We start from the raw sequence: 14,115 nt of genomic DNA on the forward strand, positions 1-14,115 counted from the left end.
TCTTCGGTCATTGTAAAACTGAAATGTATCATGGTGAACACTACGCCAGCGTTGAGCAGTTTTCTCAAGCCGTTGACGACTACATCGTGTGGTACAACTACGAACGTTTACAACAGCGTTTCAAGGGCATGACCCCGATGCAATATCGGAATCAGGCCCTTGGGAACAAAGTCGCTTAGAATTACACCAGTCCAACTTTTGGAGGCTAGTTCATAGCCGTGCCGAGGCGCTTATGTTAGGGATTGGGGTCGCTAGGACTTCGTGAGTCTCGCGTAGTTCGCAAACAGAATCTCTTGACGCTGCCGTGCGCTCGTCAATTTGCGGGGCGCTCCCATCGCTTTATCAACTTCGCGATCCAACGCATCATGCGCACGTAAAAGTTCTGGAGACATTGCCAACGGATTGTAAAGATCCGCTAGCGAACGATTCGGATATAGTGCTCGTGCTTCCAAGACTTTTTTACCCGCTTTGATAATTTTCTCCCGTGTTGCGTCATCAATATCTGGCACTGGGAAAGTGTTCCACACGAGAGTATTAGAAAATCGCAAATCAGACTTCATTCGTCCGCCTACAGTTCTCAGCCATGTAATAAACATCGAAGAAGAGAACAACGAAAACGCAAATTCATCTTCATACGGTAACCAAAAAGCAGCGTCTGAGGGCACTATCGTTTCATCATAAAACGCTACCGTGAAAAACTTTCGTGTCTCACTCACAACCCTAGGTATGATTAAGTACTTTCCTTGCGGCATTTTAGCTCCACGGAACAAATGTGGTGTATTCCGCAATTTATACGCATCTCCGGTTGGCTTTGCTTCTTCACGGAATTTTTTTACGAGTTGAACACGTTCTCGTAACACAGGTGATTTAGCGATATCACTTGGTTGAAAATCATCTCCTGCCATCCATAGACACCAACGATCCAAATTATTCACGATCTCTTCACTGCCGCGGAATCGTCGTAAATATTTTGCTGCTATTGGATCAGCTGCGACTTCTTCATAGTCTTTTGCTTTCACAAGAAGGTGGCCATTATCAGTTGACTGTGCACCTCGCGTAGCTTTCGAAATAACATTAGATAATGGCCGCATCCTTTTTTCGGATAATATCCATGGACCGTCTACAAGGTAGGCGTTAATTCCTTGTTCAACGGGTTGTTCTACCGGATCACCTTTAGCATCTGGATAGTCCCATAGTCGTTGCTTGACACCACGATCACGACTAAACCCAACGATGACGCAATGTACCGCTGCTTTACCAGGAGCTTCTGAGTCCCATGCGAACGTACGGTGTGCGAACTTAATCCGCCAGTCTTGCTTTGCTAACGTGCCAAATAACGCAGGCACTGGCTGTCCTTGCGTAATTGAGTTCGTGGTTACATACGCGAACTCGCCTGATCGATCTTTATATAAGTGCATGGCTTGGGCATGCCAACCTGTGACGTAATCAAGATAACCGTCATAGTCTTTACCCCAAATCCGCTTCATATCCGCTTTTTGATTACCAGTCTTAGAATACTGACCAATAAATGGCGGGTTACCAAACACATACGTCATCCCCTGCAGCTTCGGGAGAATCTGCGCCCAATCAAGGGCTAAAGCATTCCCGTGATGAATATGTGCGGTGATCGTAATCGGTAGGCGCTCTGGTGGGCGTCCCACTGCATTGGCAAGCTCTTTATTGGACTGATGATCAACCAAGAACATCGCAGTCTCGGCAATCTTGGCAGGCCACCAGTTAATCTCAAAACCATAGAACTGGCCAATAGATAACTTCTGCTCCCAGGAAATATCTAACGCCATGCCAGTTTCCCCACGACGCTGACGAATCGCCACAATAAGGTCAGTCTCAATCTTACGAAGCTCACGATACGCCACGATAAGGAAGTTTCCAGCACCACACGCGGGGTCACAGAACACCATCTCGGCTAAGGAATCTCGGAATTCCTCTAGCTTGCGAACAGGTGTAGACGGGCTGGCCACCAGTTTGTTCGCTTGCTCTCTTAGCTCGTTTAGAAACAGTGGGTTTAGCGTCTTAAGAATATTTTTCTCGCTCGTATAGTGCTCGCCATCGCCTCGTCGTGCTTGCTTAGACTTCACCAATTGGAACAAAGAACCAAACGTGGCCACGCTAATTTTCGACCAGTCAAATGCACACGCTGCTAATAAAGCGTCTCGCATACTTACATCGAAATATTCAAGGTTTAAAGGTTCAGCAAACAATGCTCCATTGACATATGGGAACTTCGCTAACGTGCCAGGAAGCCTCGGTGAGCGCTTATTTTCTGGAGTGTTAAGCACATCAAACAATGCGTTTAGTTGCACGCCTAAGTTTTCTGGAGTCGTCTCATTAGTCACGAAATCCGCAAACAGATGTTTTGGTTCCCACAGTCCAGAATCATCGCCAAACAGCAAGAACAAAATACGCGTCAAATACATCGAGGTCTGCTGAACGCGTGCGTCTTCATCTTCTGGGTTAATCGGAGCTTCATTGCCGACTTTTTCGTCTACATCGTCGCCATTCATTGCGCGGAATAACTCCACCATCAAGCGAGATGCTTCCAAGGAAGCTGCTTCTTCTTCGCGATAGGCCGTTGTTTCATAATCGGCTAGGAAAACTAGTTGCTCTACATGCTCATCAATTTCTGACAGCGGAAACCTCTCATCCCAAGTCGATTGTCCTGCGTCCTCAGCGCGGCCTAGACGGGTAACGCGAATAGTCTCAAAATCACTACACAACACATAGGCAGGCATTTGCGAATTCGGAATCGTACCACCTTGCAAGTAATCCAATGCCTGGCTATACGCACTTTCGACGCCTTTTCCGAGTGACTTTGCTTCACCAATAACCTTGCCAGGAATAAACATATCAATCTTGCCAATACGGCCAGTAGAAGCACGTTTAGCCGAACGCTGATAGATATACAGCTCTTGCGCATTGATACCGAAGCATCCCAAAAGACCTGCCCAAAATTGCTGGTCATGGCTCGATTCAGTGGCTTGTCGATTTTCGGTTTTCCATTCCTCGATTTTCTCAAGCCATCGGATCTTAAACTCGGTGAGGTTATGGCGGATCGTAGTGCGATCTAGAACTGGTGCATGGGCAGACATAGGAACCAATCTTTTAATGGCCGGACAAATTTTATCTATCCTTAAAACTACTGCCTTTAACCCAACTTATTACGATTAAAAGAGCTAAAGATCTCAATCTGCTAGTTCAGAATGGAATAGGGACCTGCACTCGTTTTCCTTTGGACATAAAACTTAAAAAAAATCTCTTTCATGAATGAAAGAGATTTTTTCAGTAGAACGCCTTTATTCCGAGCTAGACAGCAGTGAATCAGGATTCGGAATGGTTATATCTTTCCGGGCCACTCCAGTCTCAGGAATAGAAACTTCTACATCCATAACTTGAGTGCCCGGAGTTTTCCCACAATCAAAGCGGAGAGTTACTGTTATTCCTGGAGTGAAGGAGTCGGCATAAATACCACGAATAGGAGGGGTTGCAATATCCAGATGAGGTCCCGGACCTAAATAGTCAACAGCGCACAAACGTGGTAATCCATGCTGGTCAGTAACCCTGATAACCAGATTATTGTCACGCGTAGAGGCAGAGGAGGAAGTGTTGTCCAAATATCCAAAATGAGTCATAAAACCCAACACAATAGAGACAACGAGTGCAATAGCTCCTGCAATAGGAGCAAACTTCTGAGCGATGGCATGAATGTTGAACGGCATATTTTTCCTTAAAGAAAAAATCTCACGAGTTCGGAATAAACATTAGAGATAATGGATACAGGGATACGGGACTTCCATAGAACCGTATAGCGCAACTGTATCAAACTAAAGTTTAGTTTGGAATGGACAAAAGTTTTTCTTTGTGTGATTTAAATCTATTTCCTCACCAGTGTTATAACTGACTCTGTGCGAGAAAAATCAGTGGAAAATTATCTGTGTGGCTGGGAGGGTAAATCCGCACACAAATAAAAAAGAAAGAGAAAAGGGAAAAAGAAGTAGCAGAAATCCTATTGTTTACGACAACAGTGAAGTGGGTTGAGCTTGGTCTCTGTTCGATAGATAAGCATACTCTGGACTAGGTCAAAGAAATTTAAGCAGAAGTTTAAAGACAGCATTATTGGCTTAAGAGAAGAGCAAATTCTAGCGGAAAACGTTTCCCTGCAAGATGCATGCAAGATTGAGGCATCGAAACTCGGTGTTTCATGGCATACTGCCGGGCAATGGGTATAGATAGCTCGCCGTGAAGGACGCGTTATTAAACGCATGACAGAGCACTTGGAAACTGAAAATTGCAAGGCTACGGTGTGAAAACCAACAGCTTCGCGACACCAATGAGTTGTTGAAAGCTGCGTCGGTTTTTTCGTGTCAATACTCGACTCGAAACGCCGGAAATAATTCGGTTCATTGATGAATATCGGAATCGTTTCTTTGTCGAGTTTATCGGGTTCTGCAAGCTTTCGACGACTATATTTGTGGTACAACAATGAACGTTTACAACAACGTCTCAAGGGTCTGACCTCGATGCAATATCGGAATCAGACCCTTGGGAACAAAGTCTCCTAGAATTACACCAGTCCAACTTTCGGAGGCTAGTTCAGAATCAGAGAGATTTTTTAAGTAGAACGCTTTTATTCCGAGCTAGACAGCAGTGAATCAGGATTCGGAATGGTTATATACTCCCGTGCCACTCCAGTCTCAGGAATAGAAAATTCTACATCCATAACTTGAGTGCCCGGAGTTTTCCCACAATCAAAGCGGATAGGTACTGTTGTTCCTGGAGCGAAGGAGTCGACATAAATACCACGAGTAACATGCTTTGCTATAGCCAGATGAGGTCCCGGACCTAACTCCTTAACAGAGCACCAACGTGGTAATCCATGCTGGTCAGTGACCCGGACAACCAGATTTTTGCCACGTGTAGAGGCAGAGGAGGAAGTGTTGTCCAAATATCCAAAATGAGTCATAAAACCCAACACAATAGAGACAACGAGTGCAATAGCTCCTGCAACAGGAGCAAACTTCTGAGCGATGGCATGAATGTTGAACGGCATATTTTCTCCTTAACGAAATACTCTGACTCGTCGGAATAACCAGCAGAGATAAAGGGTTGAGGGATACGGGACTTCCGTCGAACCGTATCACGCGACTATATCAAACTAATGTTTATTTGGGAAAGGGAAAAAGTTTTTTCTGTGATCTGAATCTATTTTCTCGCCAGTGTTGTGATTGAGACTGCACGAGAAAATCTAGTGGAAAGTTATCTGCCTAAACGAACGCCACTTCATGCACAAACAAAAAGTGAACGAGAGGGAAAGTAAAAGCCGAAATTGCAAGGTTGCGTCGCAAAGAAAACGGCATTGGTTGTGCGCAAACCGCTCGTGTGATGCGCCGTGCTGGAGTCGGGGGCAAAAGATAAGAGCCGGTCACCTGTAACAACGCGCGAGCCGAAACTGCACAAGCGGCGTAAGATAGAAAACTATGAGTGACTTAAAACAACAAATCCGTGACGATATGAAAGCCGCGTTGAAGGCTCGTGACAAAACTCGCACGGGCGCTTTGCGCATGCTGGTTGCTGCGATTCAAACCGAGGAAACTGCAGGATCCAAGCATGAGCTCACCGATCAGGAGATCTTGAAGGTGATTGCTCGTGAGGTGAAAAAACGTAAAGAGTCGGCTGAGGTTTATGCGGCAAATGGTCGCCAAGAATTAGCTGATACCGAACTTGCCGAAGCTGAGGTGTTAAGTGGATACCAGCCGCAGCAGCTTGACGACGCAGCCCTGGCAAGCGTCGTGGAAAAAGCTATTGCTCAAGTTGTGGCAGAAGCCGGTGAAGCAACCATGAAGCAAATGGGCCAAGTGATGAAAGCTGCAACCGAACTTGCTGCAGGTGCAGCTGATGGTAAGCGCTTATCAACGGCAGTTCGGGCGGCGCTTGCCTAAGCGTTTTAAGAACTGTGCATAACAAAAACTTCCGATGATCCTTTGCAGAGGAATCACCGGAAGTTTTTTCTTATCACGAGGCTTTAAGGGGTTCGAGCCTGTTGTTGTAATTGACGGAAATATTCTTGCAGCTGTGCAATTTGCTGACGTTGAATTTCTTCTTCCTCCTCCGGAGTGAGCTCGTCGACTTCGACCGTATCGTCTGGTTCTGCTGGAGGTTCTTGTAGGCGCACTGGTGGTGCGGTACCGTCAGAAACCACCACGACAACGCGACTGCCTTCACGCAATGGCGCTTGTGCGTCGATACGCATCACGGTTTCCTTCGGTATGCCATTTCCAGCAGTGATTTGCTGAACGACAACGAACTTACGATCTTCAAGGGTGTGCTTCACTCGATCATAAGGTTGACCGGCAAACTCATGAGTCAAACGGTCAGCAATGCCACCGAGATATTCATGATTCAATGGTGCCAATCCGCCCTCGCTGGCGTAAGTGTGTTGCGCTGCAGCAAACCAGCTGCGTGCTGGCTCATAGCCACCGAAGAGGTTGCCGTTTTCACATTGCTGTAATGGAGCAGTACACAGTGGTGCAACGGTGGTGCCATCGTTATAGATATACGTGATTGCTGCAAAACGATCATTAAAGCCCATAAAAGCTGCAGATTGGTGCGATTCCGTGGTACCAGTCTTGGCGGCAAGTGGTGACGACCAGCCAGCTGCTGCTGCCGCGTCTTTTGCAGTGCCTTTGATGATGTCAGCGCTCATGCCGTGGGCAAGGGCGCGAGCGACTTCAACGCTGGTGGCTTGTTCGCAGACAGGCTTTTCCAAGAATACTTCGTGGCCTGCCTGATCTACCATGCGTTCGATTGGAGTCGGTTCACACCACGTACCATCAGAGGCGATGGTGGCCGCAACATTCGATAACTCCAACGGATTCACCGCAGTTGGGCCAAGCGTATAGGAACCAAGATTTTGCTTCTTCATCACATCAGCGATCGCAGTTTCTGCATCCCAACTGCCTTTTTCGCCGTATGAACGCAATCCTAGACGAACGGAAAGATCCACCACACTTGGCACTGTGACATCGCGAATAAGATTGACGAATAATGTGTTTGGCGAATACGCCAAGGCGTCTTGAAGTGACATTTGAGGTGCGTAGCTACCAGCGTTTTCCACGCAGTATGTATTTGGTGGACAGTTCGCAGCACCACCGGCACCCATGCCCTGAAGTTCGACACGAGGTGGCACGCTAAAGACCGAGTCAAGACCGAACCCTTGCTCGAGCGCAGCGGCAGCGGTGAAGATCTTAAAAATCGATCCTGCACCACTACCGACTAACGTCGCTGGCTGATTCAAAACAGTTTGACCTGCATCGAGATCCAAGCCATAGTCGCGAGAAGATGTCATTGCGAGAATGCGACGTGTGTCTTTGCCTGGTTCAATAATGTTCATGACCGCTGCAGCACCTGCAGTATGCGAATCAACCTGGCTGGTTACTCCATTATGGGCAGCTTCTTGTACTTCTGGGTCCAACGTTGTGTGAATCGTATAGGCGCCGCGATGCAGTTTTTCAAGGCTAAGCCCTTTTTTCTCAAGATACTGCAGCACGTAATCGCAGAAGAATCCACGATTACCAGTCGTAATGCAACCGTTTGGTGGAATAATCGGCTGTTCTAGTACACCAAGCGGTTCTAGCTGGAAAGCATCAGCCTCTTGTTGGGAAATCACCCCGTTATCAGCCATCGCTTGTAAGACAATTCCACGTTTTGTCAGCACTGCTTCTGGATTTGTATAAGGGTTGAAATAGCTTGATGATTGCACAATGCCTGCGAGCATGGCCGATTGGGGAATATTCAGCTGTGATGCTGGAATGCCGAAATATGTTTGGGCGGCTGCTTCAATGCCATAGGCGCCATTGCCAAAGGGGATGATATTGAGGTATCGCGTTAAAATCGCATCTTTGGTGAGCGTTTTATCAAGTCCGGAAGCCATGCGCATTTCGCGCAGTTTTCGTGGAATTGAGGTTTCAATTGCAGCTTGTTGTTCGTCCTTTGTCGTTGATGAAACAAGCAAGAGATAATTTTTGACATACTGCTGGTTGATTGTGGATGCGCCTTGTTCCACACCACCAGCTAAAATATTGCGCAGCATCGCACGAACATTGCCCTGAATATCGACACCGTTATGTTCATAAAAGCGGCGATCTTCAATTGCAACAATGGCGTCTTTCATCGATTGAGCAATTGCATCAGCAGGGACTTCATATCGACGCTGATCGTAGAGCCATGCAAATGGTTGACCATTTTTATCGGTAATGGTGGTGACCCCAGGAGTGGTCGATGATGTGAGATCTTGCAGGTTCGACTGCATAGTTTCATCGGTGCGTGCAATTGCGACACTGCCAAGTGCAGCCAGTGGCGTCAGCGCAATTGCACTTGCCACACCTGCTGTGAGAGTGGCAGTGAAGATCTTTGACAAAGGTTTTAATACAGGCACATCTACTAGCCTAGCCATGATTGTTGTGAAAGGGGTATATAACAGTACCCCAAAATGTGTGACTCATTCGACTTTATCTCATTTATGTGAATACACTTACAGCCAAAAGATTGTGTAAAATACTTTGAGGGCAATCACACATCAGCTCAATTTTTACGTTTGGAGATGAGCCTTCAGCGAGTGAATGCATGACAGGAGGGCGTCATCGAATGGCTGCATCTTTGGCGATGAGGAAAGGTGTAAGAGGCGTTAAAAATAGAAATATTCATGCGTCGATTCGAGTTGAATGGGTGACATCTGCGAAGTGTCGTAAAGGTGATCCAGATGCCTTATTTGTCAGTGGGGCTGCGCAACGACGAGCGGCGCTGATTTGTCAACGATGTCCAGTGATTCTGCACTGTCGCGCTGATGCCTTAGATAATAAGGTGGAGTTTGGGGTCTGGGGTGGCCTGACCGAGCGAGAACGACGAGCACTTCTTCGCAATTATCCAGAAATCACATCATGGGCCGAGTTTTATCACAACGGCCATGATCATACTGGCAATTTATAGCGGTAGCATATTGTGCGTGATGCGCGGAGCTCTAGTGATGGTTGTGTCTTGAGAATAATTGCACTCAACTGGAATTTGTGGCAGACGCCGGAAGTCGGCAGAACATCGTGATGAGAAATACTGCTGGGAAGAAGCTTCGTTGTACTTTCCAGTAAAGATGTCATTGGGTACAGTGTGAAGCATGAAGAAATGGGAATATGTTACCGTGCCAGTCCTTGTCCATGCGACCAAGCAGATTTTGGATTCATGGGGTGAAGATGGCTGGGAACTTGTCACCGTTGTCCCAGGTATGAACCCTGAAAATGTTGTGGCATATATGAAGCGCGAAGTAGTAGAAGCATAAATGTCTATTCATCATCGTTTTGCAGAACTCGGCCTGACGTTGCCAGCGGTAGCTGCACCGGTTGCAAGTTATGTACCGGCAATTCGCACAGGCAATCAAGTTTGGACTTCCGGCCAGCTACCATTCGTCGACAAGCAATTGCCGCTCACCGGCAAAGTTGGCGCGAATGTGAGCCCAGAGCAAGCCTATGAGCTGGCACGGACGGCTGCGCTGAATGCGCTTGCGGCGATTGATGCTGAAGTGGGCCTGGATAATGTGGTCCGCGTGTTGAAAATTGTTGGATTTGTGGCCTCTGCTCCAGGATTTGGCGGCCAGCCGGCAGTTGTCAATGGTGCGTCTGAGTTGATGACTGAAATCTTTGGAGATGCAGGTCAGCATGCTCGTTCGGCAGTTGGCGTGGCAGAATTGCCACTAGATTCACCAGTGGAAATTGAAATTATTGTCGAAGTTTCGGCATAAGTTCCCCTTGAATTTAAGTAGAGTCAGTTCATTTCATAGGCTAGAGTTAAACACTATGGAGCATCCTGCTTACAGCCAGCTACGTCCGGTAACCCCGTCGGCGTCCGTCGTTCTTTGTCCGAACCCAGGCTATGCCGCCCTCGAAGGTACAAATTCATGGGTGATTCGCGCGCCTGAGGATACTCATAGCATCGTCATTGATCCAGGTCCTGCCGATGAAGGCCACCTTAATGTGCTGCACACCAAAGCCGCCGAAGTCGGATTGGTGCTACTGACACATCGTCATTACGATCACGCCGATGGCGCACACCGATTCCGCCAGCTGACCGGAGCGGCGGTGCGTGCATTTGATAAAGCTTATTGCTTCGGCGGCGAGGCGCTTGTCGACGGTGAGATCATCGCCATCGATGGCGTGACCCCGCAGGTCGAGGTGGTGCACACCCCAGGACACACGAAAGATTCCGTGTGTTTCTTTATTTGGTCGGGCGTGCCTGGTGAATCCACGCTGGAAGGTATTGTCACCGGCGATACTATCGCTGGGCGCCACACCACTATGATTTCAGAAACCGATGGTGATTTGGGTGATTACCTCGAAACCTTGTCGATGCTGGAACGTCGCGGTGCTGATGTGCGTTTATTGCCTGGGCATGGGCCAGATGGCAGTGATGTGACCAGTTTTGCGCGTTGGTATATTCAACGTCGTGAGCAGCGTCTAGAGCAACTGCGTGAAGCGCTTGCGAAGTTCGGGGCAGACGCGCCGCTGAAAACTATTATTGACGAGGTCTATGACAATGTGGATCCGGTGTTGCGCGGTGCTGCGGAACAATCCACCCGCGTAGCTCTGCGGTATTTGGCAACACATGCTGAGACCACGGAAGAAGCCTAAAAGCTTGTGAGAGTGAGAACCACCTGTTGCGGAAACGTGCAGGTGGTTTTCCTGTAGGAACGATGGAGAAGGTGCGGCGCCGGGCGGCTGCCTCGTGTGGGTGCGTTGGTGTTTGGTGCGTTGCCAGCTGCGCTGCGCGGGTGCGTGGCGAGGTGCGCGGGTGCCTAATGTGTCGCGTGGTGGCGCCGGGTAAGCATACAAAAACTCCTCTGATGACTCATTGGTAGCAGCCATCAGAGGAGTTACAAGAGGTCTTAGCGGGCGCGCTTTGCCAAATGCTCTGTATCAACAATGAGTACGGACTTGCCTTCGAGACGAATCCAGCCACGATGTGCAAAGGTAGCAAGCGCCTTATTGACGGTTTCGCGGGAAGCGCCAACAAGTTGTGCGATTTCTTCCTGGGTCAGATCGTGGTTCACGCGAAGTGCAGCGCCTTCTTGTGTGCCGAAACGATTGGCTAGCTGGAGCAGAGTTTTTGCCACACGGCCTGGCACGTCGGTGAAGATAAGATCGCCCAGAGCAGAGTTCGTGCGACGCAAACGACGTGCAAGTACACGCAATAATTGCTCGGAAATTTCAGGATGATCTGCGATCCACTGACGCAGCATCTCAGAGTTCATGGTTGCTGCTTGTACTTCAGTTACGCAAATTGCAGAGGAAGTACGTGGGCCTGGGTCGAAGATTGACAGTTCGCCGAACATATCAGATGGACCCATAACAGTGAGCAGGTTTTCACGACCATCTGGAGCGTGACGAGCCAGCTTCACCTTGCCGGAAGTGATGATGTACAGCCGGTCACCAGGTTCGCCTTCTTCGAAGATTGTGGATCCGCGAGGATATCGAACAGATTCGAGTTCCCCAATGAGATTTGCGACGGCGATTGGATCGACGCCCTGGAAAATGCCAGAGCGCGAAAGAATGTCTTGTACGCCTTCCATGTAAAAATACTCCTCATGTTTGTGTGGGATCCATACCAGGCTTTTCTTAAACCATGGAGCTACACCACACATCTCCACACTAAAGAAAATCTGGCCGCATCAGAGATGCTACAGACAGATAGTGTCATAGACCACTTTACTACTTTGATGTTGATCTTCGCACGTCAGTCACTGAAATGGGCGAATGGGTGGACAGTGGGGGTAATAAAGGGGGTGAAAGTGTAATATTTCACTTCTAATCGTTAAGTGTGATCTATTCGAGGAGATATTTCTGCTGGTTGATATATACGGTGGGCTGTGTATGGTCGGGGGTAACAAAAATATCGATGATTTTTGTTATTGTCTCCGAAGCTACAGACATAGCAAGCGTCTCTCATTACGAGTGGCAATTGGCAGACGGTTAGAGCAAATCTTCAAGGCGGGATACCCTTAGAGCATGAAGCACACACAGTTGGCGCGGGTGCGTCGTGGTCGCAAATTGAATCGACAATTAGCCGAAGGCTATCCTGATGCGCACTGCGAACTCGATTTCACAACGCCGCTGGAACTACTGATTGCTACGGTGCTATCGGCACAATGCACCGATGTTCGTGTCAATAGTGTGACACCGACATTGTTCCAGCGCTATCCAACGGCTGCGGCATATGCCACTGCAAATATAGAAGAATTACAAGAAATTATCCGCCCAACAGGTTTTTATAAAGCCAAAGCGCAACATCTGATTGGGATTGGGCAAATTTTGATGGCTGATTATGACGGTGACGTTCCGACAGATCTTGATGCACTGGTTCGATTGCCAGGAGTAGGCAGGAAAACCGCCCATGTGGTGCGTGGCAATGCTTTTGATATTCCGGGCTTGACTGTTGATACCCATTTTGGTCGTTTGGTGCGTCGTTTCGCATTAACCGACAGTGAAGATCCAGTAGTTGTCGAACGTGAACTCGCAGTCATTATCCCGCCAGCTGATTGGACGATTTTTAGCCATCGCATTATTTTTCATGGGCGCCGGATTTGCCATAGTCGCAAACCTGCGTGTGCAGCATGCTATCTTGCGCCGATGTGTCCGAGCTCGAAAACAGGCGAGCAGGATCCAATCCAGGCATTGCGCATGATGAAAGCAGAGCCTGCAGAAAAAGATCATCTTGTGTCATTATTGAACTAGATTGCACGATTTCGCAGCTAAGGAGAATGTATGCGCCGCCTCATGTTCATCTCTGGTGTTGTGTTTGCAGCAATTTTAGTGTTTATTCTTATCCAGCTTGATGGATTGACCAAGCACGATTCTGCTGCCAATACCACCTCAGAAACGGCGAATGTGGCGCTTCCACCACGTCCGAACTGCCCAGGAGTGCCGTTCGCATCCCTTGAACTTCCATGTTTAGGCGATGCCACAATTCTTTCGGACACACCTGCTGCAACTTCTGCAGAAACGATCACGGTGGTGAATGTATGGGCCTGGTGGTGTGCACCTTGTAGAGAAGAACTGCCACTGTTTGAGATGTTGGCTACTGCGCATCCAGAGTGGAATGTCGTCGGTTTGCATGCGGATACCAACGCAGCAACCGGTGCGAATATGCTCACCGAGCTGAAGGTAAACGTACCGTCTTATCAAGATGACCATAATGATTTCGCAAGTCATTTTGCTTTGCCGCAGGTAGTGCCAATTACTGTGGTTTTCCGGGGAGACGATATGCTCACAGCGCTGCCGCAAGCATTTCGCACCTATGAGGAATTAGAAACAGCGATTGATACTGCACTCAAGGAGCATGCCGGTGCAGGAGCATAATCTGGCAGCGGCACCTGTATGGTTGGATTCCTTAATAGGGGCGGTTCGTTCTGGAGCCTTGGAACGAGATTTGCATGTAGTTTTACCTGAGCGTATACGACCAAAAAGTGATCGCCACGCAGCCGTGCTGGTCGCCATTTGTGGAACTCCAGCTGCGACGACGCTGCCACGTGATGCTGCAGTGTTACTCACTCATCGTTCTGTGACAATGCGTTCGCACAGTGGGCAAATTGCGTTTCCCGGTGGGCGTGTTGATGTCACCGATACTACCTATACCCATACCGCGTTGCGGGAAGCTGAAGAAGAAGTTGGTCTAGTGGCAAGTGCGGTCACGCCTTTGGCAGAGTTAGAACCTGTGATGGTACAAGCAACTGGGTATCCTGTCACGCCGGTGTTGGCCTACGCACCGAACCGTCCAGCGGTGTATCAGGCGAGCCCTGAAGAAGTTGATGAAGTGTTTTATTGCAACGTGCATGAATTGATTGACCCTGCGCGCCGATTTGTGGTGCGTCGTGAAGCTTGGAGTGGCCCGGCATTTCATATTCGGGATTATTTGATTTGGGGTTTTACCGCCAGAATTTTAGCTGGAATTATTCGCCACGCGGGTTGGGAGCAACCATGGGATACGACAACCCACTACGATTTAGCGGAAAGTATTGCCCGTTCACGCAATAATCACCGACACGAAGACAAAGGCTAG

At 48.5% G+C, this 14,115-nt stretch carries 14 protein-coding genes and 1 pseudogene; 10 read left to right on the top strand and 5 right to left on the bottom strand.

What is annotated here, in order from left to right; genetic code table 11:
• Positions 1-179, top strand: a 179-nt coding sequence (locus tag NXS99_RS06075) for an integrase core domain-containing protein (RefSeq protein ID WP_259287893.1), incomplete at its 5' end; no start/stop codon positions are given.
• A 72-nt stretch (positions 180-251) separates the two neighbouring features.
• Here the strand turns inward: NXS99_RS06075 and NXS99_RS06080 are convergent.
• Both NXS99_RS06080 and NXS99_RS06085 read right to left on the bottom strand, forming a co-directional pair.
• Positions 252-3,110 (bottom strand): DNA methyltransferase, encoded by a 2,859-nt coding sequence (locus NXS99_RS06080; protein WP_259287773.1) that lies wholly within the window; start codon positions 3,108-3,110, stop codon positions 252-254.
• A gap of 204 nt (positions 3,111-3,314) precedes the next feature.
• A complete protein-coding gene (locus tag NXS99_RS06085) occupies positions 3,315-3,737 on the bottom strand; it encodes a hypothetical protein (RefSeq protein ID WP_259287774.1) in 423 nt (140 codons plus the stop codon).
• A 730-nt stretch (positions 3,738-4,467) separates the two neighbouring features.
• Between NXS99_RS06085 and NXS99_RS06090 the strand changes: the two are divergent.
• Positions 4,468-4,580 (top strand): annotated as a pseudogene (locus NXS99_RS06090) (IS3 family transposase); the annotation flags it as partial.
• Between the two features lie 65 nt (positions 4,581-4,645).
• On the opposite strand, the gene NXS99_RS06095 reads toward NXS99_RS06090, so the two are convergent.
• Positions 4,646-5,068, bottom strand: a complete 423-nt coding sequence (locus NXS99_RS06095) for a hypothetical protein (RefSeq protein ID WP_259287775.1) — start codon at positions 5,066-5,068, stop codon at positions 4,646-4,648.
• Between the two features lie 427 nt (positions 5,069-5,495).
• On the opposite strand from NXS99_RS06095, the gene NXS99_RS06100 reads away from it, so the two are divergent.
• On the top strand, positions 5,496-5,957 hold the full coding sequence (locus tag NXS99_RS06100; RefSeq protein ID WP_259287776.1) for a GatB/YqeY domain-containing protein: 462 nt from the start codon (positions 5,496-5,498) through the stop codon (positions 5,955-5,957).
• An 83-nt stretch (positions 5,958-6,040) separates the two neighbouring features.
• Here NXS99_RS06100 and NXS99_RS06105 read toward each other — a convergent pair whose 3' ends face one another.
• Positions 6,041-8,452 carry a transglycosylase domain-containing protein gene (locus NXS99_RS06105; RefSeq protein WP_259287777.1) on the bottom strand — a complete coding sequence of 804 codons (2,412 nt, stop codon included), beginning with the start codon at positions 8,450-8,452 and terminating at the stop codon, positions 6,041-6,043.
• A gap of 227 nt (positions 8,453-8,679) precedes the next feature.
• Between NXS99_RS06105 and NXS99_RS06110 the strand changes: the two genes are divergently transcribed.
• The 4 genes from NXS99_RS06110 (at position 8,680) to NXS99_RS06125 (ending at position 10,691) form a co-directional block, all read left to right on the top strand.
• Positions 8,680-9,003 (top strand): WhiB family transcriptional regulator, encoded by a 324-nt coding sequence (locus NXS99_RS06110; RefSeq protein WP_259287894.1) that lies wholly within the window; start codon positions 8,680-8,682, stop codon positions 9,001-9,003.
• A 181-nt stretch (positions 9,004-9,184) separates the two neighbouring features.
• On the top strand, positions 9,185-9,346 hold the full coding sequence (locus tag NXS99_RS06115) for a DUF4177 domain-containing protein (RefSeq protein ID WP_259287778.1): 162 nt from the start codon (positions 9,185-9,187) through the stop codon (positions 9,344-9,346).
• Positions 9,347-9,805, top strand: a complete 459-nt coding sequence (locus NXS99_RS06120) for a RidA family protein (RefSeq protein WP_259287779.1) — start codon at positions 9,347-9,349, stop codon at positions 9,803-9,805. It abuts the gene before it with no gap.
• Positions 9,806-9,860: 55 nt separating this feature from the next.
• Positions 9,861-10,691 (top strand): MBL fold metallo-hydrolase, encoded by an 831-nt coding sequence (locus NXS99_RS06125; protein ID WP_259287780.1) that lies wholly within the window; start codon positions 9,861-9,863, stop codon positions 10,689-10,691.
• Between the two features lie 254 nt (positions 10,692-10,945).
• On the opposite strand, the gene glxR is transcribed toward NXS99_RS06125, so the two are convergent.
• Complete coding sequence (gene glxR, locus NXS99_RS06130; RefSeq protein WP_259287781.1) at positions 10,946-11,629, bottom strand: CRP-like cAMP-activated global transcriptional regulator GlxR; 684 nt, start codon at positions 11,627-11,629, stop codon at positions 10,946-10,948.
• A 436-nt stretch (positions 11,630-12,065) separates the two neighbouring features.
• Between glxR and nth the strand changes: the two genes are divergently transcribed.
• The 3 genes from nth to NXS99_RS06145 are packed head-to-tail and all read left to right on the top strand — an operon-like array spanning position 12,066 to position 14,115.
• Positions 12,066-12,791 carry an endonuclease III gene (gene nth, locus NXS99_RS06135; RefSeq protein WP_259287782.1) on the top strand — a complete coding sequence of 242 codons (726 nt, stop codon included), beginning with the start codon at positions 12,066-12,068 and terminating at the stop codon, positions 12,789-12,791.
• A gap of 30 nt (positions 12,792-12,821) precedes the next feature.
• A complete protein-coding gene (locus NXS99_RS06140) occupies positions 12,822-13,415 on the top strand; it encodes a TlpA disulfide reductase family protein (protein ID WP_259287783.1) in 594 nt (197 codons plus the stop codon).
• On the top strand, positions 13,402-14,115 hold the full coding sequence (locus tag NXS99_RS06145) for a CoA pyrophosphatase (protein ID WP_259287784.1): 714 nt from the start codon (positions 13,402-13,404) through the stop codon (positions 14,113-14,115). Before NXS99_RS06140 ends, NXS99_RS06145 begins: the two co-directional genes overlap by 14 nt.

Source organism: Corynebacterium sp. HS2168-gen11 (assembly GCF_024834075.1).
Classification (GTDB): domain Bacteria; phylum Actinomycetota; class Actinomycetes; order Mycobacteriales; family Mycobacteriaceae; genus Corynebacterium.

Bases quoted from the DNA above. Each gene is read 5' to 3' on its own strand.
- NXS99_RS06125 (WP_259287780.1), top strand. From the start codon at position 9,861: ATGGAGCATCCTGCTTACAGCCAGCTACGTCCGGTAACCCCGTCGGCG.
- glxR (WP_259287781.1), bottom strand. From the start codon at position 11,629: ATGGAAGGCGTACAAGACATTCTTTCGCGCTCTGGCATTTTCCAGGGC.
- NXS99_RS06095 (WP_259287775.1), bottom strand. From the start codon at position 5,068: ATGCCGTTCAACATTCATGCCATCGCTCAGAAGTTTGCTCCTGTTGCA.
- nth (WP_259287782.1), top strand. From the start codon at position 12,066: ATGAAGCACACACAGTTGGCGCGGGTGCGTCGTGGTCGCAAATTGAAT.
- NXS99_RS06085 (WP_259287774.1), bottom strand. From the start codon at position 3,737: ATGCCGTTCAACATTCATGCCATCGCTCAGAAGTTTGCTCCTATTGCA.
- NXS99_RS06100 (WP_259287776.1), top strand. From the start codon at position 5,496: ATGAGTGACTTAAAACAACAAATCCGTGACGATATGAAAGCCGCGTTG.
- NXS99_RS06115 (WP_259287778.1), top strand. From the start codon at position 9,185: ATGAAGAAATGGGAATATGTTACCGTGCCAGTCCTTGTCCATGCGACC.
- NXS99_RS06140 (WP_259287783.1), top strand. From the start codon at position 12,822: ATGCGCCGCCTCATGTTCATCTCTGGTGTTGTGTTTGCAGCAATTTTA.
- NXS99_RS06120 (WP_259287779.1), top strand. From the start codon at position 9,347: ATGTCTATTCATCATCGTTTTGCAGAACTCGGCCTGACGTTGCCAGCG.
- NXS99_RS06110 (WP_259287894.1), top strand. From the start codon at position 8,680: ATGAGGAAAGGTGTAAGAGGCGTTAAAAATAGAAATATTCATGCGTCG.
- NXS99_RS06080 (WP_259287773.1), bottom strand. From the start codon at position 3,110: ATGTCTGCCCATGCACCAGTTCTAGATCGCACTACGATCCGCCATAAC.